Genomic DNA, 23,280 nt, shown 5'->3' on the forward strand with positions numbered 1-23,280 from the left:
GCCTACCCCAGCTTTTTAGCTTTGCGCAGCAGAATGTCTCGTTTGACCTTGCTGAGCCTGTCGAAATACATCTGCCCGTTTAGATGGTCGATCTGGTGCTGCACACTGGTGGCTTCGATCCCGACAAAGTCACGGCGGTCGATGATGCCTTTTTCGTTGAGAAACTTTACCGTCACAGCCCGGGGACGTTTCACCTTGGCCGACACGCCGGGCAGGTTTGGGCTGGCTTCTTCATGCTCGCGCAATTCGACCGATCTGTGCAGGATCTCAGGGTTTGCCAGCCGCACGGCCCGCCCCCTCTCGGTCGAGCCATCGACCACCGCCAGCCGCAGCATCACGCCGAACTGCGGTGCGGCAAGGCCGACGCCGGGCATCGCCTCCATCGTGTCGATCATGTCATCCCAGATGGCACGAACCTCGTCAGTAATTTCGGTGATATCTTCGGCTTTGGTCCGCAGACGCTTATCAGGCCATGGCAGGCAGGTACGAATAGTCATTCGCGCGCCTGCTCGCGTTTCAGCTTTTGCATTTTTCGGGTGATCATCTGGCGTTTCATAGGCTTGAGATAGTCGATGAACAGCTTCCCGTTCAGGTGGTCAATCTCATGCTGGACACAGGTTGCCCAAAGGCCATCGAATGTTTCCCGCTGCGCGTTACCATCACGATCGATCCAAGCCACGTCCACGACCTTTGGGCGTGTGACTTCGGCGAATTGTTCAGGGATCGAAAGACAACCTTCTTCATAGACATTCGTCTCGTCCGACGACGCGACCACTTCGGGGTTGAACATAATCAGCGGGCGTTGAGCCTCGCCCTCTTCCTTGACACAGTCCATAACGATCAGCCGGTCCAGCATCCCAATCTGAGGCGCTGCCAGCCCGATACCAGGCGCATCATACATCGTCTCAAGCATGTCATCAGCCAGCTGGCGCAATTCGTCCGTCAGATCCACTACGGGAGAGCAGATCTTTTTCAGGCGGGGGTCGGGATGGATCAGTATATTGCGTTTCATGAGGTTGATTTAGGCCATCACGCCCTAAGCCGCAACGCCCCCCTTGCACCTGCCGAATTTGCGGCTAGCTTTCATCCGGACAGATGGAGCAGATATGACATTCAACGACCTGATCGACCGCCGCGGCACCAACAGTTCGAAATGGGACAAGCTTGAAAAGCTGTATGGCCTTTCGCCGGATGACGGTCTGGCAATGTGGACGGCCGATTCCGACTATTCTACGGCGCCTTGTGTGATCGACGCTGTGCGTAACGCGGCGGATCACGGTGTTTTCGGATATTCCTGGATGCACCCGGACTACCTGAATTCCATCCAATGGTGGATGAAGAACCGCCACGGGTGGGAGATCGATTCTGATTGGATTCTGACGTCGCAGGGTCTGGGAAATGCGATTGCGCTCTGCCTCGATGTCTGGACCAGTCCGGGCGACGGAGTGGTCATCTTTACACCCGTCTACCATGAGTTTGCACATAAGGTGAACAAGTCGGGTCGGCGCGTGGTGGAATGCCCCTTGATGCGCGACGGCGACGGCTATGGCCTTGATCTGGAAGACGCGCAGTCGCGGCTGGATGGAACCGAGAAGATGCTTTTGTGGTGCTCGCCTCAGAACCCCTCGGGCCGGGTCTGGACGCCAGAGGAATTGCGCGCAGTCGCGGCATTTGCGGAACGGAACGACCTTATTCTGGTTTCGGACGAGATTCACCACGATCTGGTCTATCCCGGCACGACCTTTGTTCCGATGGATGTCGCCGCGCCGGATGCGCGGCCCTGGACCGTGACACTGACGGCAGCGTCCAAGACTTTCAACATCGCCGGTCAACGGACGGGGAATATGATCATCCCCGACCCGGACCTGCGCGCTGCGATGCGTCACCGAATCCAGACACTGGATTATGATCCCAGCGCATTGGGAGTCGCAATGATCACCGCTGCCTATTCGCCTGAAGGGGCCGCTTGGGTGGATGAACAGATCGCCCATCTTGATAGCAACCGAAAAATCTTTGACGCTGCAATCGCAGAAATCCCTGGCCTGTGGTCAATGCCCTTACAGGCAACCTATCTGGCTTGGATTGATTTCTCGGGCACCGGAATGGACCACGCAGAATTTACCCGGCGTCTGCGCGAGGATGCAAAAATCGCCACCTCGCCTGGCCCCGGCTTTGGTGCGGGCGGAGAGACATTCGAGCGGTTCAATCTAGCGACGCAACGCGGGCGTGTTGAAGAGGCCAGCAAACGGCTGAAACACGCGTTTTCCGATCTGCAATAGCGGAATGCCCATCGGCAGACCCGATGGGCAAAAGCCTAGTCCTTGTTTCCAAGCAGCGCGATGGGCGCGTCCGGAGATCGATAGAAATCCAATGGGGCCTTGTCGGAGGCTGCCGTGCTGCGCTTGAATTCATAACGCATTTCGCCTGCCTCACATTCATCGGCAATGATCAGGCATTGATATAAGTGACTCGCGCCATCGTAGATATCGACCAAACCGCGCAATCGAGGCGTGGTCGCGGCCTCTACGGTGAAGCCATCCTTCCACAATCGGAGAATTTTGTAGGTATTGTCACCCAATTCGACACGAAGTCGGCTGGTTTTCTTCAGACTCGCGATTCGCGCAGCATCCAATTCGGCGCTGATTTCTTTGGAAACATAGGTACTCATATCAAAACTCCCCCGCAGCGGACTCTATTTTGGAACGTAGACTGTAAAAATCCAGTGAAGCCGATCACTCAACGCGGTCGAATCCAAACCTGTTGCACGGAAATCCCATTCCAACCTGTGCGAAAACGCAGGCACAATGCGCGGCGGCTCGCATAGGATCGGTTCCCTTCAAAGCGTATGTTCCGGGAAACCGCATTACGGAGGATCAAAGCATGGGCCTATTGGTCGACGGCAAATGGCACGACACATGGTATGATACCAAATCCACAGGCGGCGCCTTCAAGCGAAGCGCGGCGCAATTTCGCAACTGGTTGACCGCTGATGGCAGCGCCGGACCCTCGGGCACGGACGGCTTCAAAGCTGAACCTGACCGGTACCATCTTTATGTCAGCCATGCCTGCCCCTGGGCCCACAGGACACTGATATTCCGCGAACTGAAAGAGCTGTCCGATCTGATCCCGGTTTCGGTCGTACACCCCGACATGCTGAACAAGGGATGGACATTTGCAACCGACGAACACGGGGCGGCGGGCGACGTACTGTACGGAATGGACTATGCCCACCAAATCTATACCAAGGCTGACCCGACCTATTCGGGGCGCGTAACCGTTCCGATCCTGTGGGACAAGGAACAGGAAACCATCGTCTCGAACGAAAGCTCGGAAATCATCCGGATGTTTAACTCGGCCTTTGACGGGATCACTGGGAATACCGATGATTACTGGCCCGAGGCGATGCGTGACGAAATCGAACAGGTTAATGCCCGCATCTATTCCGACATTAATAACGGGGTCTACAAATCCGGCTTTGCCACCAGCCAGGCGGCATATGACGCAGCCGTTGGCCCGCTCTTTGACACGCTGGACTGGCTCGAGGATCGGCTGTCCACCAACCGCTATCTGATGGGTGATCGCCTGACCGAGGCCGACTGGCGGCTGTTCACCACGCTGATCCGGTTCGACCCGGTTTATCATCTGCATTTCAAATGCAACCGGCGGCGTCTGATCGACTATCCCAACCTGTGGGCCTATACCCGCGAGCTGTACCAATGGCCGGGTGTCGCGCAGACAGTGAACCTAACCCATATCGTGCGCCACTATCACTACAGCCATGAGAGCATTAATCCGCATCGGATCATCCCGACCAACCCGATCCTGAACTATCATGAGCCGCACGGGCGCGGTCAGCGTCCCGCCGCGTAATGCTCGACCATCGCCGCCAGATCCTCTGGCGGCGTACCGCTTTGCACATAGGCGCAGGCATTCGGGCTATGGGCAAAGATCGAGCCATCCGAAAAGAAAGTGGTGTTGGTCACGAAGATCACCCGGGCCTCGGGCCTGCGATAGCTGGCAAAGTCAGCCACGGCCAAGGCGCTACCGGTTTCCAGCACCAGATCCATCACGATGATCTCAAATTCGGCACCATAAAGGGCAAGGATCGCATCCTCTTGCCCGGTCACAAGCGTGACCTCGGCACCCTGTCGCTCAAGATGCCTTTTCCAGACCCGACCTAAATCAGGGTTACTCTCAACAATCAGTACATTCATCATCAACAACCTCGGCACTTATATTGGTGAGTGGTGCCGACCCCTAAGGTTTGTGTTCACGCGAATTCATTAACAAAGTGTTAACCAGGCCTGAGCACACCTCTGATCACGCGGATTTGCTTGTAAAACCGGCAGAAATCCGCTTGAAACAAGCAAATTTTGGTGATTCCGGCGAGGGGCCCGATGGCGCGCGAAAACAGAGATTTGAATCCGCGGGCCGCCCGGGACCATGGCGGTGGGCTGGATGGGGCCATGTCTGTCTATGGCGGTAAGCGAACCGATTGGATCGACCTATCCACCGGAATCAATCCGGTTCCATACGAGGTTGCCGGGCTCACCCCATCGGATTGGATGGAATTGCCCGACCATGGCGCATTTGAACGGCTGGCCGATGCGGCCCGCAGTTTCTGGTCAGTTCCCGAGGGAGCAGAGATCCTGCCTGCACCCGGCGCATCTGCTCTGATCGCCCGCATTCCTGCGCTGGCTGCAACCGGCCGGGTTCAGATTACCACTCCGACCTATAACGAACATGCCGCCGCCTTTGCCGCGCAGGGCTGGACGCTACAGAACTCCGGCACAGTCGAGGCGCGCGTGATCGTGCACCCCAACAACCCAGATGGGCGCATCTGGAGCGTGAACGATGTGGATGCCCCCCTGACGATTATCGACGAGAGCTTTTGCGACGTCACGCCCGATGCCTCGCTGATCCATCTTGCCGACCGGCCCGGTGTTATCGTGCTAAAAAGCTTTGGCAAGTTCTGGGGGCTGGCGGGGGTTCGGCTGGGATTTGCCATCGCACGCTCCGGTCTGATCGCACGTTTGAACGATCTGACCGGGCCTTGGGCGGTCTCAGGTCCCGCCTTGCGGATCGGAGAGCAAGCGCTGCACGACACGGCCTGGGCTGACGAGACCCGCCTGCTTTTGGCGGCCGATGCCGCCCGGATGGATCGGATGGTAACGCAGAAAGGCGCGCAGCTGATTGGCGGCACCAGCCTGTTCCGGCTCTATCAGGTCGACGACGCCAGCGCCTGGCAAGACCGTCTGGCCCGCGCTCATATCTGGAGTCGTGTATTCCCCTATTCGCAAACCTATCTACGCCTTGGCCTGCCACCGGCAGATGGCTGGGCGCGGCTTGAGGCGGCCTTGTGAGCACCGCCTTTATCCTGGTCTGCGCCATGTGTCTGGATGCGGCCCTGGGCGAGCCGGATTGGCTGTGGTCGCGCGTCGGGCACCCCGCCGTCATGATCGGTAAACTCATCGGGTGGCTTGACGACCGCCTGAACCATGGCTCGTACCGTCGCCTCAAGGGCATAGCTGTTGCCGCGCTGCTGGTCGCAGGTGCCGCTGGGCTTGGGGGGCTTCTGTCTTTGCTTGGCCCGATCATCGGCACCATTATCTGCGCTGTGCTGTTGGCACAAAAATCGCTGGTGGAACATGTCCGCGCTGTTGGCGAGGGTTTGCAGACCTCGCTGGTCGATGGGCGCGCGAAGGTCGCCATGATCGTGTCACGCGACACCAAGGACATGACCGAAGCACAGGTCGCCCGATCCGCGATCGAGAGCGCGGCTGAAAACCTCAGCGACGGAGTCATCGCGCCGACCTTCTGGTTTCTGGTGGGTGGCCTGCCAGGGCTTCTGGTCTACAAGGCGATCAATACCGCCGACAGCATGGTCGGCTATCGCACGGATAAATACCGTGATTTCGGATGGGCAGCTGCGCGGTTGGACGATCTCCTCAACCTGATCCCCGCGCGACTGACCTTTCTGTTAATCGTCATCTTGTCAAACCAATGGGCCAGATGGGGCGAGATGGTCGGCGATGCGCGCCGCCATATCTCTCCCAATGCTGGCTGGCCCGAGGCGGCAATGGCACGCGCACTGAGCGTGGCCCTTGCCGGGCCGCGCAGTTATGACGGAAAGCTCCGTGATCTGGCCTGGGTCAACGGCGAGGCCCCGCGCGACATCGGCGCGCCAGAGGTTTTCCGCGCATGTGACATGCTTTGGAGGATATGGGGGCTTGCGCTTGGCCTCGTGTCAGTGTGGGTTGGGGTCAGCTTCATAATCTGACGGACCTGTCCATGCGTTTTCTTTCCGGCCTTGTTGCCGCCGCCTTGTTTGCTTCACCTGCGTTTGCCCAATGTGGCGGGGGTTTCAATTCCTTCGTGAAGGGGTTGAAGGCCGAAGCCGTTCAGCAAGGCTTTGACAAATCCACCGTCAATGCCTTCTTCAAAGGTGTGCAACAAGACAACGCGGTATTGAAAGCCGACCGGGCACAGGGCGTGTTCCAGAAACCGTTCATTGATTTTTCGCGACACCTGATTTCACAAAACCGGATCGACCGGGGTCAGGCCATGTCACGCAAATACGACGCGGTGTTTGACCGGATCGAGCAACAATATGGTGTCTCGCGCGGGGTGCTGTTGGCATTTTGGGCGTTCGAAACGGATTACGGGTCGTTTCAGGGGGATTTCAACACCCGCAATGCGCTGGTGACACTGGCGCATGATTGCCGTCGTCCAGAATTGTTCCGGCCTCAGGTGTTCGCTGCGATTGAGCTGTACAGCCGGGGAAATTTCGACCCGGCCCGCACGTCAGGTGCCTGGGCTGGCGAGATTGGAATGGTGCAGATGCTGCCCCGAGACATTCTGGAAAACGGGGTCGATGGCGATGGTGACGGCAAGGTTTCGCTAAAGACCTCTGCGCCCGATGCGCTTATGTCGGGCGCCAAGATGCTGTCGCATCTGGGCTGGCAACCGGGGCAGCCTTGGCTGCAAGAGGTCACCGTACCCGCACGGATGGATTGGTCGCTATCGGGCCCGGGCAAACCGCGTTCGGTTTCTGACTGGCAGGCGATGGGCGTTCAGGCACGCAACGGGTCCCTCACCAACCTGCCCGCCTCGCTGATCCTACCGCAAGGGCATAACGGGCCTGCCTTTCTGGCCTATCCAAATTTTGATGTGTATTTCGAATGGAATCAGAGCTTTGTCTATGTGCTGACCGCAGCCTATTTCGGCACCCGGCTTGAAGGGGCGCAGGTCTATGACGCGGGCAACGCGGCCCAAGGCTTATCGGGTGCACAGATGAAGCAGCTGCAAAGCAAGCTGCAGGCGCGCGGCCATAATGTGGGCAAGATCGACGGGATTCTGGGCGCAGGGACCCGCGCGGCTGTCCAGTCAGAGCAAGCACGACTAGGCCTGCCTGCGGATGCCTGGCCAACGGCTGAGTTGTTGAACCGGCTCTAGTCGCTCTTCGATACGGCGATCTAGGCGACTTCGGCGTCCAAAGATCGCCCGTTCGGCTCAAACACATGCATCTGCAGCCTATCGCCGCGTGTTTCGATGGCGGTATTTGCCGGGATCTCGGCCCAATCGCCATTCTTCGCATCCAGCGGCTCAGACGCGATAATGATCCCATCATCGCAGGGCCTGTAATGCAGGCTGGGTGCGAAACGGTCCGAGGCATAGCGCGCAGCAAACAGGCGATCTCCATCGGACCAGCAGGCGGCAAAGCGCATATGGGGTAGGCTTCCTTTGGCGCGGGCAAGCACCTCGACACGGTGCACCGCACGCTCCATCGCGGCGATGGGTTCGGCGTCCAACCCTTCGCCATGGGCAATCAGAAAAATCGCCTCGCTTTCAGTTGCGCCAAGGCGATGATCGTACAGGTGGCTAGGTATCATCCCGTCAAGCTGTTGGCGGATACGGTCATGGCCGCCGGCCTGCCCGTTATGCATAAAGCTCCACTTACCACAGCCAAAGGGATGGCAGTTGTTCCGCGACGTGGCAGTCCCCGTTGAGGCACGTACATGCGCCAGGAACAGGTGCGATTTCGTGTGATGGGTCAACTGTTTCAGGTTGGCATCCGACCAAGCCGGGTTGGTGTCTTTGTAAAAACACGGCGTTTCGCGCCCGGAATACCAGGCCAACCCAAAACCATCCGCGTTGATCGGCGTTTTGCCAATCAGGGCGTTTCTGCTTTGATGCACCAGCGACTGTTCCTGGTCCATAACAAGTTCGTCCAGAAACCGTTTCGCACCCGCCCAAGCCAGAAATCTGCACATCGACCCGCCTCTTTTGATCCGTTGTTGATACGGGAACTTACAACAACGCGGGGTGAGATTTCGCCCCTGATCCCCATCTAATTTTGAAATATTACGATTAAATGACCACCAAAAACCCACATATTCAGATCAATTTCAATAGTTGCCGCGGTTTCTTGAATGTCACTCGGGCCGTACCGGGAAACGCTCTCCCTTTTCCGTGATCAGGATCAGGCGTCCAGCACTCAGGACATAAAGATCACATCGACCGAACCCGTTTCTGTATTGCACGCAGATACTGCCATCCTCCGCGATGGAATAGGTTCCGAACGCGGATTCTCCGCTGGCATAGGTATAGGAATAGGCCCCGCCAGCCGAGTATCGCGACTGCCCGTCATCATAAAAGGTCAGCGTCCGACCCGCCAGCGCCGTCAACTCTTGTTGGGTCAGAGGGACGTCATCGGGCTTGGTCGTCCATTCCGCGGCCCCTAAAGGGGTAGCAGTCAGTAGCGCGATGATCAGGAAACGGGTCATGGCAGCAGCCTAACCCAATTCTTACGAAACCGGTCATAACGTTGCAGTGTGAGGTCAGGCGACCATCTGTTCGGCTTTCTTCAGGTCGACCGAAACCAGTTGGCTGACACCCTGTTCTTGCATAGTGACGCCGAACAGACGATCCATCCGCGCCATGGTCACCGCGTGGTGGGTAATGATCAGGAACCGTGTGTCGGTCTGGCGGCACATCTCGTCCAGAAGGTCGCAGAACCGGGTCACGTTGGCATCATCCAGCGGCGCATCGACCTCGTCCAGAACACAGATCGGAGCCGGGTTCGCCAGAAAGACGCCAAAGATCAGGGCCGTCGCGGTCAGGGTCTGTTCACCGCCCGAAAGCAGGCTGAGCGTCGACAATTTCTTGCCCGGCGGCTGGCACATGATTTCAAGGCCGGCATCCAGCGGGTCGTCGCTTTCGACCATGACCAGATTGGCCTCGCCACCACCAAAGAGATGCTTGAACAACATGGCGAAGTTCGAATTCACCTGTTCAAACGCGGTCAGTAGCCGTTCGCGTCCTTCGCGGTTGAGGCTGGAGATGCCGCTGCGCAGCGCTTTGATCGCCTCTTCGAGATCGGCCTTTTCGCCGTTCAGCGTGTCGAATTCTTCCTGAACATCTTTGCTGTCCTCTTCGGCACGCAGGTTCACCGCGCCCATTGCATCGCGCTGGCGTTTGTGGCGGTTGACCTCGGCCTCAAGAGCATCGGCAGCCGGCATCTGGTCGGGATTCACATCCAGCTGGTTCAGCAACTGGTTCGGGGTTAGCTGTTGATCCTCAGCGATACGCTCGGCCGCTGCCGATACGGCCTCTTTGGCTGCATCACAGCGCGCCTCAGCGGCGGCGCGGCTTTCGCGCGCCTCCGAAGCCAGACGTTCCGCTTCGCGCTCAGCCAGCACAATCTCTCGCTGGCGGGCCTCGGCGGCAGCCAACTTGTCGGCGGCCTCGGCCCGGCGGGCTTCGGCAGTTTCGATCAATTCGTTCAACTCTTCACGCGCCTCGGCGATTTCGCCCGGAGCAGCCATCGCTTCGGATAGCTCTTCCTCGGAACTTTCCTTGCGCTCGGCCAGTTCCGAGATCCGCTTTTCGGCGCTGTCCAGGCGGTGCCGCCAACCGCTGAGGTCTTTGGTGACCTCTTGTGTACGGCGGGTACGGGCCTCGCCCTCGCGGCGCAGCTCGTCATGGGACGAGCGGTGAGTCAGCATCGTGATCCGCGCCGCCTCGACCGTCTGTTTGATGTCTTCGACCTGCGCGCGGGCATTGTCGAGATTGCCCAGACCGGTTAAGGCGCCCTCGGCCTCGCGCAGTTGGGCGCGGGCGGACATCGCATCCTCTTTGTGGCGATCAACGGCAAGCGCCAGCGTTTCCAGCCTGCCCTGCGCCAGATTGCGATCGGCCTCGGCCCTGCTGAGCAGACGCGCGGTTTCAGCCATGCGCTGATCGGCGGCGCGGCGTGCCTCGCGGGCGCGGCGGTCAGCCTCGGTCACGTCGGCCAGTTGTTGCGACAGCGTCTCGTGCGCGGCGCGGGCCCCGTCGGCCTGCGCCTCGGTCCGGGCCAGTTCCTGTTTCAGTGCCTCAAGTTTGTTGAGCTGTTCAAGCCGCAGGGCGGCCGCACTTGGCGCATCCTCGGCCCAGGCACGGAACCCGTCCCACCGCCACAGATCGCCGGAACGCGACACCAACCTTTGGCCCGGCTTCAACGATGCCTGCAACCGCGCGCCCTGATCCGCATCGACCAAACCAATCTGCGCGATCCGGCGGCTGAGGCGATCAGGACCGGATACATGCAAGGCCAGTGGTTCGGCCCCATCGGGCAGCGATTGATCGGCATCGTAACCCGCCACCGGAACCCAGCCTGATGGCCCGTCGCCCTCGACCAACGGCGCCCTCAGATCGTCGGCAAGCGCAGCACCCAACGCCTTTTCATAGCCCGGTTCCACGCGCAGCATGTCGAGCACCTGCCCGCCTTCTGCGGTATCCCGTTCAACCAGCTTGGCCAGAGCTGTGGTCTCGGCGCGGATCGCACCCAGCTCACCTTCAGCTTCGGATCTTTTCGCACGCGCCTCGGCCTCGCGGCCCTGGGTTTCATTGCGTAACTCGTCAGCGGCGGCCAGTGCCTCTTCGGCGGCTTCAGAGGCCTCGCGAGCCTCTTCTTCACCCTCTTGCGCGGCCTCAAATGCCTCGGCGGCGCGGGTCAGGGCTGTTTTCGCCTCATCCACCGCTGCGCGGGCCTTTTCCTCTTCACCTTCCGACCTGGCCAGCGTTTTGCGGCTGTCGTCGACCAATCGCTGGCCGGACTGGTGGCGCGCAACCAGACGCGCCATATCCTCAGTCTCTTGTGACAAGTGGTCTTCGCGGTCTTGCAGGACAGAGGCCGCTTCGCGCGCGACCTCGGCTGCCTCGGCGACTTTTTCGTCGTGGCCATCGGCAGCTTTGGCCAATTCACGAGCTTCCCATTCCAGCCGTTCGATCATCTGCCCCGCATCGCGGTTCAGCCCGGCCTCGCGCTCGATATCGTTACCAAGCTGCTGAATGCGATTGGTCAATGTCTCAATCGTCTGACGGGCGCGGGTTTCCTGATCCGACAGCTGATCGCGCTGCACCTGTTGGCGCTGCAGGACGGCGGCGGCAATGGCCTCTTCCTCGCGCAGGGGCGGCAGGGTTTCTTCGATTTCGGCCCGATTGGCGACGGCAGTGCGTGCTTCGGCTTCGGCGCGCGACGCCTCGGTCAGGCGTTCGCGCAGCTTTTCCTCGGCCTGCTGACGGGCCATGTCGGCCTCTTTCCAGCGACGATAGAGCAACATGCCTTCGGCTTGGCGCAGCTGCTCTCCGATTTCGCGATAGCGGGCGGCCTGACGCGCCTGACGGGCCAACTGCGCGAGCTGTCCGCCCAGCTGTTCCAACACGTCATCGACACGGGTCAGGTTGGCCTCAGTACCTTTCAGCTTCAACTCGGCCTCGTGTCGGCGCTGATAGAGGCCCGAAATTCCGGCCGCCTCTTCCAGAATGCGGCGGCGAGAGCGGGGTTTGGCGTTAATCAGTTCGGCAATGCGGTTCTGTCCGACCAGCGCCGGAGAATGTGCACCCGTTGACGCGTCGGCGAACAACATCTGCACATCACGCGCCCGCACATCCTTGCCATTGGTCTTATAGGCGCTGCCGACATCTCGGGTGATGCGGCGGACAATCTCAAGCTGGTCGCTGTCATTGAAACCCGAGGGCGCGAGCCGCTCGGAGTTGTCCATGGTCAACACAACTTCGGCAAAATTGCGGGCCGGCCGCGTGGCGGCCCCGGCGAAAATCACATCTTCCATCGCGCCACCGCGCATGGATTTGGGTCGGTTTTCCCCCATCACCCAACGCAGAGCTTCCAGCAGATTGGATTTGCCACAACCATTAGGCCCCACAACACCGGTCAACCCATCCGCGATAATCAGATCGGTCGGATCAACAAAGCTTTTGAAGCCGGTGAGTTTGAGTTTGCTAAAGCGCAAAGGCAATGGGTCCCGTGATTCCTATACCTTCGAAGTCTGCGCAACGGATTGGGGGTGAGTCAACGGAGTCGCGCAGGATATGGGATATATGGCCCACTTATCCACAACATCTTGCCTAAATCCGCAAGAAAAAGCGCGATTCAGTAGGCTGTACACTCAAAGACCTGATAGCCGTCGCCGTCACCAAGGTCTTGAAACAGCCCGGTATCAATGCATTCGTAATTCGGGACTGAAACCGCCGTCAGCAGCAACCGCTTGCCCATGGCGCGGTCACAACCCAAAACGCCAACGGTCACGGCCGCGTCGCCCAGGACATCCAGTATCGGGCATCCCGAGACCTGAGCCATCGCCATGGCCGCTCGTTCGCGGATCGGGCCAAGACGCGGAGCGTATTGCGAATTAACCCGAACGGCTTCGGCCAGATCTCCGCGCACGCGAACATCAAATACGCTGCCATTCACAGCGATACGCGTCGCCTGAACATCGCGAAAGTGAGGGGTCCCGGCCGAACATGCTGCCAGCATCAGAAAAGACAAAATCCGGATCATATCCGCATCATTGCCAAAACTGGTTAACAGAACCTTTCCTTCGCTCAGGCCCTAAGTACTATTCCCAAGCGGCGAATACCTTCGCGGATCGTATCCTCATCCGAGTTCGAGAAACTCAACCGGATCGTATTGGCGCCCGAGCCATCTGCGAAAAAGGCCCGACCCGGTACAAAGGCCAGTTTCACTGTGTCGAGCGCACGGGCCAGCAGGTCTGCCCCGTTCATACCAGTAGGCAGAGTCACCCAGATGAACATGCCACCCTGGGGATGCGTCCACTGAACGCCATCGGGCATGTTCTGTTGCAACGCATCCAGCATAGCATCGCGCCTGGCACCATAGGTCTGGCGCAAAAGCGGGATGTGCGTGTCAAAATGCGCGCGGGCAACCTGCTCAACCGCCATCTGGTTCAACGTGGGCGAATGCAAATCCGCCGCCTGCTTGACCAATACCAGTTGCGAGATAATGGGCTTGGCGGCCACCACCCAGCCAACGCGCAAACCGGGAGACAGCGTTTTCGAGAAGCTACCGCAATAGATCGTACGGCAGGACTCGATCGACCCTTTTCGCGCCTGTTCTAACGCCAAAACCGGAGGGATGGCATCTCCTTCATAGCGCAGAGCCTGATAGGCCCCGTCCTCAATCACTGCGATATCCAGATCATCAGCCAGATCCAGCAGGGATTCCCGATCGCGCAGGTCAACGGTCTCACCGGTTGGATTTGCGAAATCAGGCGACAGATAAGCGAATTTGACCGCGCCCTCGCCAGCAGCTTCGGAACATTCGGCGGCACCTCTATTGCCATTAAGCATAAGACGGTCGAACCGGGGCTCGTAGGCATCAAAGGCGTTGATCGCCCCCAGATAGGTCGGCCAGCCGATCAACGCAGTATCCCCCGGCGACAAATAGAGCTTGCCCAGATAATCCAAGGCCTGTTGCGATCCCGAGGTGATCAGGATGTTATCGACACTACAATCGATGCCGATCTCGCGCATATGCTGCACAAGCCATTCGCGCAATGGAACATAGCCCTCGCTGACTGAATATTGCAGCGCCTGCGGCCCAGCACTCAAAGCGGCCTGACAAGCTTGGGCAAAGGCCTCGGTGGGAAACAGGTTTGGGTCTGGGATGCCGCCCGCGAACGAGATGATTCCCGGCTGATCAAGAAGTTTCAACAACTCGCGGATTTCCGATGCTTTCATCCGGGACGCCCGCGTTGCAAACAGATTCTGGGTCATCCTTGGCCTCCTCCTGCCCTGTTGCGACCCACCCTAGGTGCAAATTTTATAATGTCAATATTGCTGACCTAAATTCAACTCCACCCCCCTGCTTGAACCAGGCCCGGATACGTGGTCATATGAATTGACCAATTTCGAAAACGCGCCGCCATGCCCTTCCAAAAGATCCAAACTGAAAAGCTGTCCATTGCGGTGGTCAAACAAATCGAGTTGCTGATTCTGCGCGGGATTCTGCGCCCGGGAGAACGTTTGCCTGCAGAACGGGAACTGGCCGACCGTCTGGGCGTTTCACGCCCCTCACTGCGCGAAGCGATTTCTGATCTTCAGCATCAGGGTTTGCTGACAGCCAAGGCGGGGTCAGGAATCTATGTTGCCGAAGTCTTAGGTTCGGCTTTTTCACCGGCTCTGATCCGGTTGTTCAGCAGCCATGACGAGGCGGTTTTCGACTATCTGTCCTTCCGCCGGGACATGGAAGGGCTTGCAGCAGAACGCGCGGCAAGACTGGGGTCGGAAAGCGACCTGAAGGTCGTACAGGCGATCTTTGACAAGATGGAGGCCGCCCATGCCCGCAATGCGGCCGAGGAAGAGGCCCATCTGGATGCGCAGTTCCACATGGCCATCATTGAGGCCAGTCACAACGTGGTCATGCTGCATATGATGCGGTCGATGTTTGACCTGCTACGACAGGGTGTCTTCTACAATCGGCAGATGATGTTCCGGCAGCGTACGACGCGAGACGCCATTCTGGATCAGCACCGGGAAATCAATTCAGCGCTGCAGGCTCGCGACCCTGAGGCGGCGCGCGTTGCAGTCCAGGAGCATCTGGGCTTTGTTCGCATCTGCATGGAAGACCACCAGAAAGCCCTGCGGAACGAAGCCATTGCGCAGCAGCGCCTGGACCATGAGACAGGGCAGCACTGATGTTCATTGGGCACCTACCTGGTGCGTATCTGGTCTTTCGCACTGCGACGCCCGGATTGGATAAAGCTGCGTTTGCCGCTGCGATGATTGGTTCCATCGCCCCGGATATTGATCTGCTGTGGTTCTATTTCGTAGACGGTCGCAGCCACCACCATCACGAATACCTCACGCATCGCCCGGCGCTCTGGTTTGGTATCCTGATGATCGGTCTGCTGCTGCGACTAAGATTCGCGCACGCTGGACGTATTACTGCAGCCTTCGGCGCCGGGGGGCTGGTGCATATGGCCCTGGATTCGATTGTTGGCGAAGTGGCGTGGGCCTGGCCACTATCCGACGTCACCCACCCGCTGGTGGTTGTTCAGGCCACGCATTCTCATTGGATCTTATCTTTTCTGAACCACTGGACCTTCAAGATCGAAATCGCAATCGTGCTTTTGGCGGCCTATGTGTGGTGGACCAGCAGGCGCAAGAAACAGCAGGGCCTTGAGGGTTAAATTCCGTTCAGCCGCCGCTTAAGACTGTGAACCCACAAATTTGGCCGTTTCATTGCCTTCGGGTCCTGACTGTACAGCGACGGAAACAACCCTTCAGCTTCGGTCCGAGAGCGCAATTCCAACGGCGTGTCCAATATCGCCCCGATCAGGTCATCCGACCGGCTCTGCGCCTGACGCTCGACTTCAATCGCCTGAAGCATTTCCGAATGGTAAGCCTCAGCCGCTTCGGACCGCTGGCCCTTGCGGAACCGGAAAGCCCCGACCTGAGCATGCACGGGCACCAAATCGGTATGTCGCGAAAACCGCAGCCATAGCTCTCCGTCGACGGCAAGCTTGAGGTTCTCGTTTAGTTGGCCCCCGACCTGATCCCAAAGGTCACGCCGCCAATAGGTCGATTCCTGCTGAACCCACTGATAGTCCCCGGCAAGCAGTCTTACCCGTGAAACGGGCTTTGGGCGCCGTACAGTCAGGACATTGTCTTCTTCGTCAATGCACGTGACCCGCCCGGTCATCCAATTCATGTTTTTGTTCAACGCAAACAGCGATCCTACCGTGGCAAGGCCGCCGGGAATAAGAACATCGTCCGAATTGATCCAACCCATTACGTCGCCCGTGGCCACTGCAAAGCCTTTGTTTACAGCGTTGGCCTGCCCGGTATCCGGGCCCGAGATGATATGTGAAAACGCATCGCGGTACTTTTCGACCACCTCCATCGAACCATCGGTGCTACCGCCGTCCGACAGGATCAGGTCCAGCTTGGGATATTCCTGCTCAAGCACAGAGAGGATTGTCCGTTCGATGAAATCGACGCAGTTCAGGTTGGGAATAACGACACTGATCGTCGGCAATTCGGTCATAAAGGGCTCTTATCCAGTCCGGTTTCGGCAAATGCCGTCGCACGGGCGCAAAATTGGTTGGAGTGTTTCCGAATATGTAACGCAGACAATCGGTCCCCGGTCAAATCGGGAAGCGGGGTGCGATATTCGCAGCCCAATGTCCGAACCCGGCAGATGTGCTGCCGGGCCGGAATTGTCTTAGTGAAGCTTTTCGTTCACATCCACAATGGATGCGTCGATCAGCTTGTTGGCCTGCGCGGCGGTCATCTGCTTGGCCAGCACAGCATTGGCTGCAGAAATAGCAACGGTGATGGCCTGATCGCGGACTTCCTTGACAGCCGACGCTTCAGCCGAAGCGATCTGATCCTGCGCGGTCGCCAGACGGCGCGCGATGGATTTCTCCAGATCGACCTTGGCTTGCTCAGCTGCCAGAACCGCATCTTCCTTTGCGGCGGCCACGATGGCATCCGCCTGACCCTGAACCTCGCGTTGCTTGCGCTCGTACGAGGCAAGCAGGCTGCGCGCTTCTTCATGCAGGGCGCGAGCTTCGTCCAGTTCGGACTTGATGCCTTCGGCACGCTTATCCAGCGCTCCACCGATCATGCCCGGGACCTTGAAGTAGAACAGGACTGCGATGAAAACGATGAAGCCCAGCAGAACCACAAAGTCGGTGTTGCCAAGCGAGAAAAACGGGCCACTTGCGGCCAGCGCGGGGCTGGCGGCAACAAATGTCAGGATAAGGGCAAGAGTGTTCCGCATGTCACTTATCCTTTTGTCTGCGCGTCAACCGCACCGTTGATGGTTTTGGCATCAGCCTCGCCACCCAGAGCGGTAACCAGTTCTACTGCCGTATCCTTGGCAACGATTTGAATGCTTTCCAGCGCACCTGCACGGATGTCGGCAATAGCCTTTTCCGATTCAGCCGCTTTTGCAGCGATTTCAGCATCTGCCTTGGCAATCGCGTCATCCAGACCAGACTGGATTTCGGCGCGTGCTTCGGCAGCGATACGCTGTGCCTCAGAACGGGCATCGGCCAGCGCCTTGTTATAGGCCTCTTCAGCCTCGACCGCTTTGGCCTTTAGATCTTCGGCCGCAGCCAGGTCATTTGTAATGGTCCCCTGACGTTCCGCCAGGATTGCCGCGATGCGGGGCAGAGCCACGCGGGACAGGACCAGAAAGATGACGACCAGCGTGATGACCAGCCAGAAAATCTGGTTGGGGAACCAATCGAAGCAAAGCTGAGGCATACCAATCGCCGACCCATGAGAGTCAACGCAGGTGCCAGCCACCTCTTCGTATACGGGTTCTGTCGCCATGATGTCCTCCGTCGGAACGTTGTCTTTACAACAGGCGGGCCGCTATGGCTTGGGCCCACCTGCGCGTAAGGATCAGGTTCCGCAGATTAGACGGCGAACATCAGCAGCAGCGAAACTAGGAATGCAAAGATCCCCAGGGCTTCTGCAAATGCGATACCGATGAACAGGGTTGCGGTCTGCGAAGCAGCCGCCGAAGGGTTGCGCAGAGCGCCAGCCAGGAAGTTGCCTGCTACGTTGCCCACCCCGATTGCGGCTGCGCCGGAACCGATTGCTGCCAGGCCTGCGCCGATGTGTGCGAGATCGCCTTCCATGATGTTTCTCCTTACGAATTGGAAGTTTCGATGTTTGGGTATCGGACCTTAGTGCGACGGATGCAGTGCATCCTTCAGATATACACAGGTCAGAATGGTGAATACGTAGGCCTGGATAAAGGCCACTAGGACCTCAAGACCGTACATTGCGGTGATCGCCAGAACGGACACAGGCGAGATCACGGCAATCGCGGCGAAGCCTGCGAAAACCTTGATAACCGCGTGGCCTGCCATGACGTTACCGGCAAGACGAATAGAGTGGCTGACCGGGCGCACGAAATACGAGATCAGCTCGATGATCGCCAGGATCGGGCGCAGCGCCAGCGGCGCGCTGGAGACCCAGAACAGGCCCAGGAACCCGGCGCCGTTCTTGACAAAACCCAGAATGGTCACAGTCAGGAACACGGCCAGCGCCAGTGGGATGGTCACGGCGAAATGCGATGTGGTTGTGAACGAGGTCGGGATCAGACCCAGGAAGTTCGCGGTCACGATGAACATGAACAGGGTCATGACATAAGGGAAGTATTTGACGCCATCCTTGCCGCAGATGTCTTCAAGCATCTTGTAGATAAAGCCATAGGCCAGTTCGGCCACCGACTGCATGCGCGTCGGGACAATGGCGCGCTTGGACGTGCTGAGCACCAGCAGGCCGATCACGGCGAGAATTGCAAAAAACAGCCACAGAGTGACGTTAGTGGGCGTGTACCAAGCAATCGCACCGTCGCCAAAAAGCGGTTTGACGATGAACTGATCCATCGGATGGAAAACCAGGCTGCTGCCTTCTGCTGCGGTGGTCTCGGTTGCCACGTTCAGTCCCTCTCGTCTTCGTCGGCCTTGTCGGCCATCTGTTTCTCTTGCGCCTGTTGTGCGCTGCGGAGCATAACCTTTACCCCGGCGACCAGACCCAGCAATGTGAACAGCACCAGGAAGATCGGGATTGTCCCGAACAGGCTGTCCAGCCCGTATCCGATGCCAAATCCGATCCCCAGACCGGATACCATTTCGATGACCATCCGCCAGGCAAGCTCGCCTCCCGAATAATCGGCGTCCGCACGGGCCTCAGGCTTTGACTTGGCCTTTTTCGCCGCCGTGATCTTAGCCTCAAGCTGCGCCATACGCTGCTTTTGGTCATCATCAGTCACGGGCGTTTCCCTCGTACAGTCTTGGGCACGGTGCTAAGGGGCGGAGAGCGCAGAGTCAACGGCGTTGGCAGCCCGAATTGCCGCACTTTACTCTATTGTTTTTAAAGGTAATTTTTCTGAATCACCATAGGCGTGATCAGCCCGAACCACAGGAAGCGGGTACAAAGGCACGGAATCCGCATATTCAACCTTTTGGTTGATCTTTGCCCGACACCCCCTGCCAGATACGTCTGATCACGCGCCCGTCGATCAGCAGCAGACCGGCGAAGATCGCTGCCATTCCCAGTAGATGCTCGGGCCGCAGGGTTTCCCCCAGCACCCATGTTCCAAGCACCAGCGCCGAAACAGGCGCAATCAATGTCACTGTCGAGATATTGGTCGGGCCAACCTTGGGCAGCAACCAGTAGAACGCGATAAAGGCGGCGGATGTCAGCACAAACCCGATCATCGCCAGCGAGGCCCAAGTCTCGGCCCGGGTTATATGGGGTAGTCCTTCTTGCCAAAGCGCCAAGGGCGTGATGGCCAGCGTAGCACCCGTCAATGCAAGGGCGGTCAGAACCACAGGTTGCATATCCCGGAAGGCCCGCGCGATGTTGACTGAGAACGCATAGCAGATCGGTGCGCAAAGTGTCAGAAGGATCGCCCAAAATTCGGACGACGCGCCACCGCCCAGTACAGGCAGGGACAGCACAACGATACCGGTGAAGCCGCAAACCACGCCCAGAGACTTTAACAGGGTGGCACGTTCACTTCCGGGCCAGAAATGCGAAACAATGACGGCAAAGGCCGGTGTCGTTGCATTGACGATCCCTGCCACACCCGAAGCGATATGCTGTTGCCCAAGCGCATAGAACGCAAAGGGCGCGGCATAGCTGAGCGCACCAAATCCCAACAACCCAAACGCACGTGCCAGTGTCAGATTGACTGGCAATCGCGCCCCGATCACATAGACCCAGCACCCGAGCGCCCCAAATGCAACCCGTCCCATCGACACCGAAAGCGGCCCAAGTTCCCGCAGCAAAATGGCATTAAACATGAAGGACATGCCCCAACCGATGCCAAGAATACAAATCACCAGCCAGTATTTTAGTGACATCCCAACCCCCGATACACATGCCGGGGCACAGTGACCTCATACCGAAAATTGTCAAACCGGTTCTTGCGCTTTAGGAAAGGAGTATGTCCAACGATCTCGATACCGTTTTTGCGGCCCTTGCCGACCCCACACGCCGCGCCATCCTTGCGATGCTGCTGGAGGATGACATGGCGGTGACGGATGTCGCCGAACCGTTCGAGATGTCGCTTGCCGCGATTTCAAAACACCTGGTGATCCTGACCAGAGCCGGTTTGATCAGCCAGGAAAAGCGTGGACGGGTGAAGTGGTGCAAGCTGGAGCCTGACGCGCTGCGATCCGCATCCGTCTGGATGCAAGGGTTCGGGCAGTTCGAGCCGGTCAATCTGGACGCGTTCGAACGATTTCTTGAGGTTGAACTGCCCGCAGCCGAGGAATGATCCGCCTACCTGACTACAAAAACAGAGACACTGGCATGTTTCGCCAGATACCCCGCATGGCTCGAGAATATATAGTCGGTAATACGCGGCGCATGGGTGCCGACGACGATAAGGTCAGCTTCGATTTCTTCGGCAGTTCGTGTCAGGTCACCGTCAACTTCGGCGGCGACATCAACCGAATGGATATTGCGATACGCCACTTCGGTCCCGCTGCTTTCAGCCAACTGTTTGGCAAAATCACGTAGGTTCTTGTCAATCGCAGCATCTGACTGAACAGGGTCACCCGGTTGGGTGCCGGTGACACTGACCAAAGTAATCTTGGCCCCCTGCCATTCGGCTATAGCTGCTGCAACTTTGGCGGCCTTGCGCACCTCGGGTGGCAGATGAAGATCAACCGGGATCATGATATGACTGTACATGGGACGTTCCTCCTTGGCCTGAAGCATAGAGAAACCAGAGGGTGCCAGGCCTTGATCTGCCTCAACACCGTCGCCCGCTTGGTCAAACATTGAAACGGGCTAGCCTTCCTGACTGTATTCAACACCGGTCACGACCCCCGAAGGGTCCGCCCGACACAGCCACGGGGCCTGGGCCCCGGTAACGGAAACCGTCGTGACCGACCCGCCCGGTTCGGTATCGGTGGACAATGCCCGAACATCCCCGGGCCGCGTTCCAGTTTCGGCTGCGACCAGCGCCTCGCAACTGGCTTGTAAATCCGTTTCAGATGACCCGGCACAGGCGCCGCAAGCCACCAATATCATTATGGAAAGAACTGGTTTCATGTCGTCCCCTTGGACGTTTCATATTCTGGTCTAGGGCCAAGCCTGACACAATTTGGTCGTTTCACAAGTTCAATCGGATTGCGGCAAAGGACGCGCGGGTTTGCCCTCCTCGGATTTCAGCAGCAAAACCAGGGCCAGGATCGTCAGACCGGCACCGAAATAGACGACAGGGCCAACCGCCTGCTGCCCCAGAGAGATTTCCCACAGAATGACCCAACTGGGAACCAGATAAGTATAAGCCATCACCTTTGCCGATGGCAGGCGCAGCGTTGAATACTGAACCAGCACGAAACTGGCCGCGGTTGCAAAGACCGAAACATAAATCAAACCCACCCAGACTATCGCTGGCAGGTTCGCCCAGTCGGTGGCACGGATCTCGGACCACCCGTAGATCGTCAGCATTAGGCATCCCGCCAGAAGCGTACCAAAAGTAAACACCACTGCAGGCTCTCCACGGTTCAGCTTGCGTACAAGGGGGGTATACAAAGCATGCGCGACACAGCCCCAGAAATAGATGATTTCCCCCTGCCCGATATCGAACGCGCGCACGGCTTGCCAATCGGCGCGAAAGATCACCCACAGCGCGCCGACTGCCCCAAGGGTCAGTGCAAGCGCCATCCTTGGTGTGGTGATCTGGCGCAACAAGATCCAACCGGCGAATGCGGCCATAACCGGAGTCAGCGTAAAGACCGCTGCCGCGTTGACAGGCGGTGCAGTTTTCAACCCGTAGAACATCAACACGAAATAGGCCGCGAATACTCCGCCCAGAACCAAATAGCGCCACGGGGCTTGTGCCGCGCTGCGCGGCAGACCGGTGGTCATAAGGGCGGCACCCCCAATCACCACGGATGCGATGCCGAACCGGGCCGCGGTAATGGCTTCGGGCGCGATCTGATTGGCGATCAGTGACCCCAGCGAGAAACTCCCTGCAACCAGGGCCGAAAAAATCAGCATGGCCAGATGGCCACGCGCCTGTTGACTCATTTTGCCCAGCTCTTGGATTGCTCTTTCAGATAGGTCAGAAAGGCCTGCACCTTGGTCGTGCGATGCAGATCCACATGGGTAACAAGCCACAGATCACCAAACCACTCCGGCATCGGGTCGATCACTTCGACCAGGTTCGGATCTCCTGCAGCTGACCAACGTGGCATGAAACCGATACCCGCGCCGGACAGGACCGCCTCGCGGATACAGAAGTTGTTGGTACAACGGAAGGTGATGCGCTCGGCTGGCACGGTCTGGCGCAACCAGCGGGAAAACGGCGCTCGGCTGTTTTCGTCATCGGTACTGATGAAAGAATGATCTGCAAAGTCATCGAGGCTGCCAGGCTTGCCGTGCAGCGCGACATAATCGGTGCTGGCGTATAACCCGACCTCTTGCTTCATAAAGGACTGAACCACGTTGTCGGGCTGATCAGGCGCTGACCCGGCACGGATCGCCACGTGCGCCTCGCCATATTCCAGACGAAACAGCCGATCACCGGTCAGATACCGGACGATCAGTTCAGGGTGCCGTCGCTGAAACTCGGCAAGAACCGGCACCACCAGAGACGCCAGAGAGGACAGCGACGTCACGACCAACTCGCCCGACACGTCATCACCCCGACCCTTCATCCGGCCGATCAGTTGATTGAACTGATCCTCAGTCGCCTGTGCCACACGCAACAGGTCCTCTCCGGCTTCGGTCGGGGTATAGCCGCGCGCATGGCGCTGGAACAGCTTGACCGCCAGCCGGGCCTCAATTGCATCAATGTGGCGAATGACGGTGGCATGATGCACACCCAGGACCTCCGCCGCGCCACTGACCGTTCCCATACGCGCCACCTGATAGGCGGTTCTTACCTCGTCCCAGTTGTCCACTGCGGTTTTCCATTGTGCAAATTCTAAC

The 23,280-nt window shown here is 58.4% G+C and carries 28 protein-coding genes; 8 read left to right on the forward strand and 20 right to left on the reverse strand.

The window, feature by feature from the left end:
- Positions 1-2: 2 nt before the first annotated feature.
- Positions 3-497: a peptide deformylase gene (gene def / locus AC2FIC_RS14395; protein WP_496692192.1), complete on the reverse strand. Its 495-nt coding sequence runs from the start codon at positions 495-497 to the stop codon at positions 3-5.
- Positions 494-1,012, reverse strand: a complete 519-nt coding sequence (def, locus tag AC2FIC_RS14400) for a peptide deformylase (protein ID WP_496692191.1) — start codon at positions 1,010-1,012, stop codon at positions 494-496. Before def (AC2FIC_RS14400) ends, def (AC2FIC_RS14395) begins: the two co-directional genes overlap by 4 nt.
- 94 nt (positions 1,013-1,106) lie before the next feature.
- On the opposite strand from def (AC2FIC_RS14400), the gene AC2FIC_RS14405 reads away from it, so the two are divergent.
- Positions 1,107-2,279, forward strand: coding sequence for a MalY/PatB family protein (locus AC2FIC_RS14405; protein WP_496692190.1), 1,173 nt, complete (start codon positions 1,107-1,109; stop codon positions 2,277-2,279).
- A 35-nt stretch (positions 2,280-2,314) separates the two neighbouring features.
- Here AC2FIC_RS14405 and AC2FIC_RS14410 read toward each other — a convergent pair whose 3' ends face one another.
- The gene (locus AC2FIC_RS14410) at positions 2,315-2,668 is read right to left on the reverse strand and encodes a hypothetical protein (RefSeq protein ID WP_496692189.1); all 354 of its coding nucleotides are present in this window, start codon (positions 2,666-2,668) and stop codon (positions 2,315-2,317) included.
- A 212-nt stretch (positions 2,669-2,880) separates the two neighbouring features.
- On the opposite strand from AC2FIC_RS14410, the gene AC2FIC_RS14415 reads away from it, so the two are divergent.
- Positions 2,881-3,870, forward strand: a complete 990-nt coding sequence (locus AC2FIC_RS14415; protein ID WP_496692188.1) for a glutathione S-transferase family protein — start codon at positions 2,881-2,883, stop codon at positions 3,868-3,870.
- Here the strand turns inward: AC2FIC_RS14415 and AC2FIC_RS14420 are convergent.
- The gene (locus tag AC2FIC_RS14420) at positions 3,852-4,214 is read right to left on the reverse strand and encodes a response regulator transcription factor (protein ID WP_142639202.1); all 363 of its coding nucleotides are present in this window, start codon (positions 4,212-4,214) and stop codon (positions 3,852-3,854) included. The two genes, AC2FIC_RS14415 and AC2FIC_RS14420, sit on opposite strands and share 19 nt — an antisense overlap.
- A 183-nt stretch (positions 4,215-4,397) precedes the next feature.
- Here AC2FIC_RS14420 and AC2FIC_RS14425 point away from each other — a divergent pair, with 183 nt between their 5' ends.
- Genes AC2FIC_RS14425 through AC2FIC_RS14435 form a run of 3 tightly spaced genes read left to right on the forward strand, consistent with a single transcriptional unit; the run spans position 4,398 to position 7,455 of the window.
- A complete protein-coding gene (locus tag AC2FIC_RS14425; protein WP_496692187.1) occupies positions 4,398-5,363 on the forward strand; it encodes a threonine-phosphate decarboxylase in 966 nt (321 codons plus the stop codon).
- Positions 5,360-6,280 carry an adenosylcobinamide-phosphate synthase CbiB gene (gene cbiB / locus AC2FIC_RS14430; RefSeq protein WP_496692186.1) on the forward strand — a complete coding sequence of 307 codons (921 nt, stop codon included), beginning with the start codon at positions 5,360-5,362 and terminating at the stop codon, positions 6,278-6,280. The genes AC2FIC_RS14425 and cbiB overlap by 4 nt, the downstream gene beginning before the upstream one ends.
- A gap of 11 nt (positions 6,281-6,291) precedes the next feature.
- A complete protein-coding gene (locus AC2FIC_RS14435) occupies positions 6,292-7,455 on the forward strand; it encodes a lytic murein transglycosylase (RefSeq protein ID WP_496692185.1) in 1,164 nt (387 codons plus the stop codon).
- Positions 7,456-7,475: 20 nt separating this feature from the next.
- Here the strand turns inward: AC2FIC_RS14435 and AC2FIC_RS14440 are convergent, their stop codons facing one another.
- The 5 genes from AC2FIC_RS14440 to AC2FIC_RS14460 all read right to left on the reverse strand — a co-directional run bounded on the left by AC2FIC_RS14440 (position 7,476) and on the right by AC2FIC_RS14460 (position 14,079).
- Positions 7,476-8,273, reverse strand: coding sequence for a class II glutamine amidotransferase (locus AC2FIC_RS14440; protein ID WP_271951405.1), 798 nt, complete (start codon positions 8,271-8,273; stop codon positions 7,476-7,478).
- Positions 8,274-8,435: 162 nt separating this feature from the next.
- A complete protein-coding gene (locus tag AC2FIC_RS14445; RefSeq protein WP_281973514.1) occupies positions 8,436-8,786 on the reverse strand; it encodes a hypothetical protein in 351 nt (116 codons plus the stop codon).
- Between the two features lie 54 nt (positions 8,787-8,840).
- Positions 8,841-12,296 carry a chromosome segregation SMC family protein gene (locus tag AC2FIC_RS14450; RefSeq protein ID WP_496692184.1) on the reverse strand — a complete coding sequence of 1,152 codons (3,456 nt, stop codon included), beginning with the start codon at positions 12,294-12,296 and terminating at the stop codon, positions 8,841-8,843.
- A 140-nt stretch (positions 12,297-12,436) separates the two neighbouring features.
- The gene (locus AC2FIC_RS14455) at positions 12,437-12,844 is read right to left on the reverse strand and encodes a hypothetical protein (RefSeq protein ID WP_281973516.1); all 408 of its coding nucleotides are present in this window, start codon (positions 12,842-12,844) and stop codon (positions 12,437-12,439) included.
- Between the two features lie 44 nt (positions 12,845-12,888).
- Positions 12,889-14,079 (reverse strand): aminotransferase-like domain-containing protein, encoded by a 1,191-nt coding sequence (locus tag AC2FIC_RS14460; RefSeq protein ID WP_496692183.1) that lies wholly within the window; start codon positions 14,077-14,079, stop codon positions 12,889-12,891.
- 150 nt (positions 14,080-14,229) lie between these two features.
- Between AC2FIC_RS14460 and AC2FIC_RS14465 the strand changes: the two genes are divergently transcribed.
- Both AC2FIC_RS14465 and AC2FIC_RS14470 read left to right on the forward strand, forming a co-directional pair.
- Positions 14,230-15,000, forward strand: coding sequence for an FCD domain-containing protein (locus AC2FIC_RS14465; RefSeq protein WP_142639185.1), 771 nt, complete (start codon positions 14,230-14,232; stop codon positions 14,998-15,000).
- On the forward strand, positions 15,000-15,494 hold the full coding sequence (locus AC2FIC_RS14470; RefSeq protein WP_496692182.1) for a metal-dependent hydrolase: 495 nt from the start codon (positions 15,000-15,002) through the stop codon (positions 15,492-15,494). Before AC2FIC_RS14465 ends, AC2FIC_RS14470 begins: the two co-directional genes overlap by 1 nt.
- Here the strand turns inward: AC2FIC_RS14470 and AC2FIC_RS14475 are convergent.
- The 7 genes from AC2FIC_RS14475 to AC2FIC_RS14505 form a co-directional block, all read right to left on the reverse strand.
- Positions 15,491-16,351: a glycosyltransferase family 2 protein gene (locus AC2FIC_RS14475; RefSeq protein ID WP_496692181.1), complete on the reverse strand. Its 861-nt coding sequence runs from the start codon at positions 16,349-16,351 to the stop codon at positions 15,491-15,493. The two genes, AC2FIC_RS14470 and AC2FIC_RS14475, sit on opposite strands and share 4 nt — an antisense overlap.
- A 177-nt stretch (positions 16,352-16,528) precedes the next feature.
- On the reverse strand, positions 16,529-17,089 hold the full coding sequence (locus tag AC2FIC_RS14480; protein ID WP_496690334.1) for a F0F1 ATP synthase subunit B: 561 nt from the start codon (positions 17,087-17,089) through the stop codon (positions 16,529-16,531).
- A 5-nt stretch (positions 17,090-17,094) separates the two neighbouring features.
- Positions 17,095-17,646, reverse strand: coding sequence for a F0F1 ATP synthase subunit B' (locus tag AC2FIC_RS14485; protein WP_271951428.1), 552 nt, complete (start codon positions 17,644-17,646; stop codon positions 17,095-17,097).
- Positions 17,647-17,732: 86 nt separating this feature from the next.
- On the reverse strand, positions 17,733-17,957 hold the full coding sequence (locus AC2FIC_RS14490; protein ID WP_005981269.1) for a F0F1 ATP synthase subunit C: 225 nt from the start codon (positions 17,955-17,957) through the stop codon (positions 17,733-17,735).
- A 48-nt stretch (positions 17,958-18,005) separates the two neighbouring features.
- Positions 18,006-18,764, reverse strand: a complete 759-nt coding sequence (locus AC2FIC_RS14495) for a F0F1 ATP synthase subunit A (RefSeq protein WP_142639176.1) — start codon at positions 18,762-18,764, stop codon at positions 18,006-18,008.
- A gap of 2 nt (positions 18,765-18,766) precedes the next feature.
- Complete coding sequence (locus tag AC2FIC_RS14500; RefSeq protein ID WP_142639174.1) at positions 18,767-19,099, reverse strand: AtpZ/AtpI family protein; 333 nt, start codon at positions 19,097-19,099, stop codon at positions 18,767-18,769.
- A gap of 184 nt (positions 19,100-19,283) precedes the next feature.
- Positions 19,284-20,195 (reverse strand): DMT family transporter, encoded by a 912-nt coding sequence (locus AC2FIC_RS14505; protein WP_496692180.1) that lies wholly within the window; start codon positions 20,193-20,195, stop codon positions 19,284-19,286.
- Positions 20,196-20,278: 83 nt separating this feature from the next.
- Here AC2FIC_RS14505 and AC2FIC_RS14510 point away from each other — a divergent pair, with 83 nt between their 5' ends.
- Entirely contained in the window at positions 20,279-20,611 is a 333-nt protein-coding gene (locus AC2FIC_RS14510) for an ArsR/SmtB family transcription factor (protein WP_142639170.1), read from the forward strand.
- Positions 20,612-20,616: 5 nt separating this feature from the next.
- On the opposite strand, the gene AC2FIC_RS14515 is transcribed toward AC2FIC_RS14510, so the two are convergent.
- The 4 genes from AC2FIC_RS14515 to AC2FIC_RS14530 all read right to left on the reverse strand — a co-directional run bounded on the left by AC2FIC_RS14515 (position 20,617) and on the right by AC2FIC_RS14530 (position 23,252).
- Positions 20,617-21,120 (reverse strand): universal stress protein, encoded by a 504-nt coding sequence (locus AC2FIC_RS14515; protein ID WP_281995864.1) that lies wholly within the window; start codon positions 21,118-21,120, stop codon positions 20,617-20,619.
- A gap of 9 nt (positions 21,121-21,129) precedes the next feature.
- Entirely contained in the window at positions 21,130-21,393 is a 264-nt protein-coding gene (locus AC2FIC_RS14520; RefSeq protein ID WP_142639168.1) for a hypothetical protein, read from the reverse strand.
- A 69-nt stretch (positions 21,394-21,462) separates the two neighbouring features.
- Positions 21,463-22,377: a DMT family transporter gene (locus AC2FIC_RS14525; protein ID WP_496692179.1), complete on the reverse strand. Its 915-nt coding sequence runs from the start codon at positions 22,375-22,377 to the stop codon at positions 21,463-21,465.
- Positions 22,374-23,252 carry a LysR family transcriptional regulator gene (locus AC2FIC_RS14530; protein ID WP_142639300.1) on the reverse strand — a complete coding sequence of 293 codons (879 nt, stop codon included), beginning with the start codon at positions 23,250-23,252 and terminating at the stop codon, positions 22,374-22,376. Before AC2FIC_RS14530 ends, AC2FIC_RS14525 begins: the two co-directional genes overlap by 4 nt.
- Positions 23,253-23,280 lie beyond the last annotated feature (28 nt).

The sequence above is a fragment of the Ruegeria sp. CDSC079 genome (assembly GCF_059610505.1).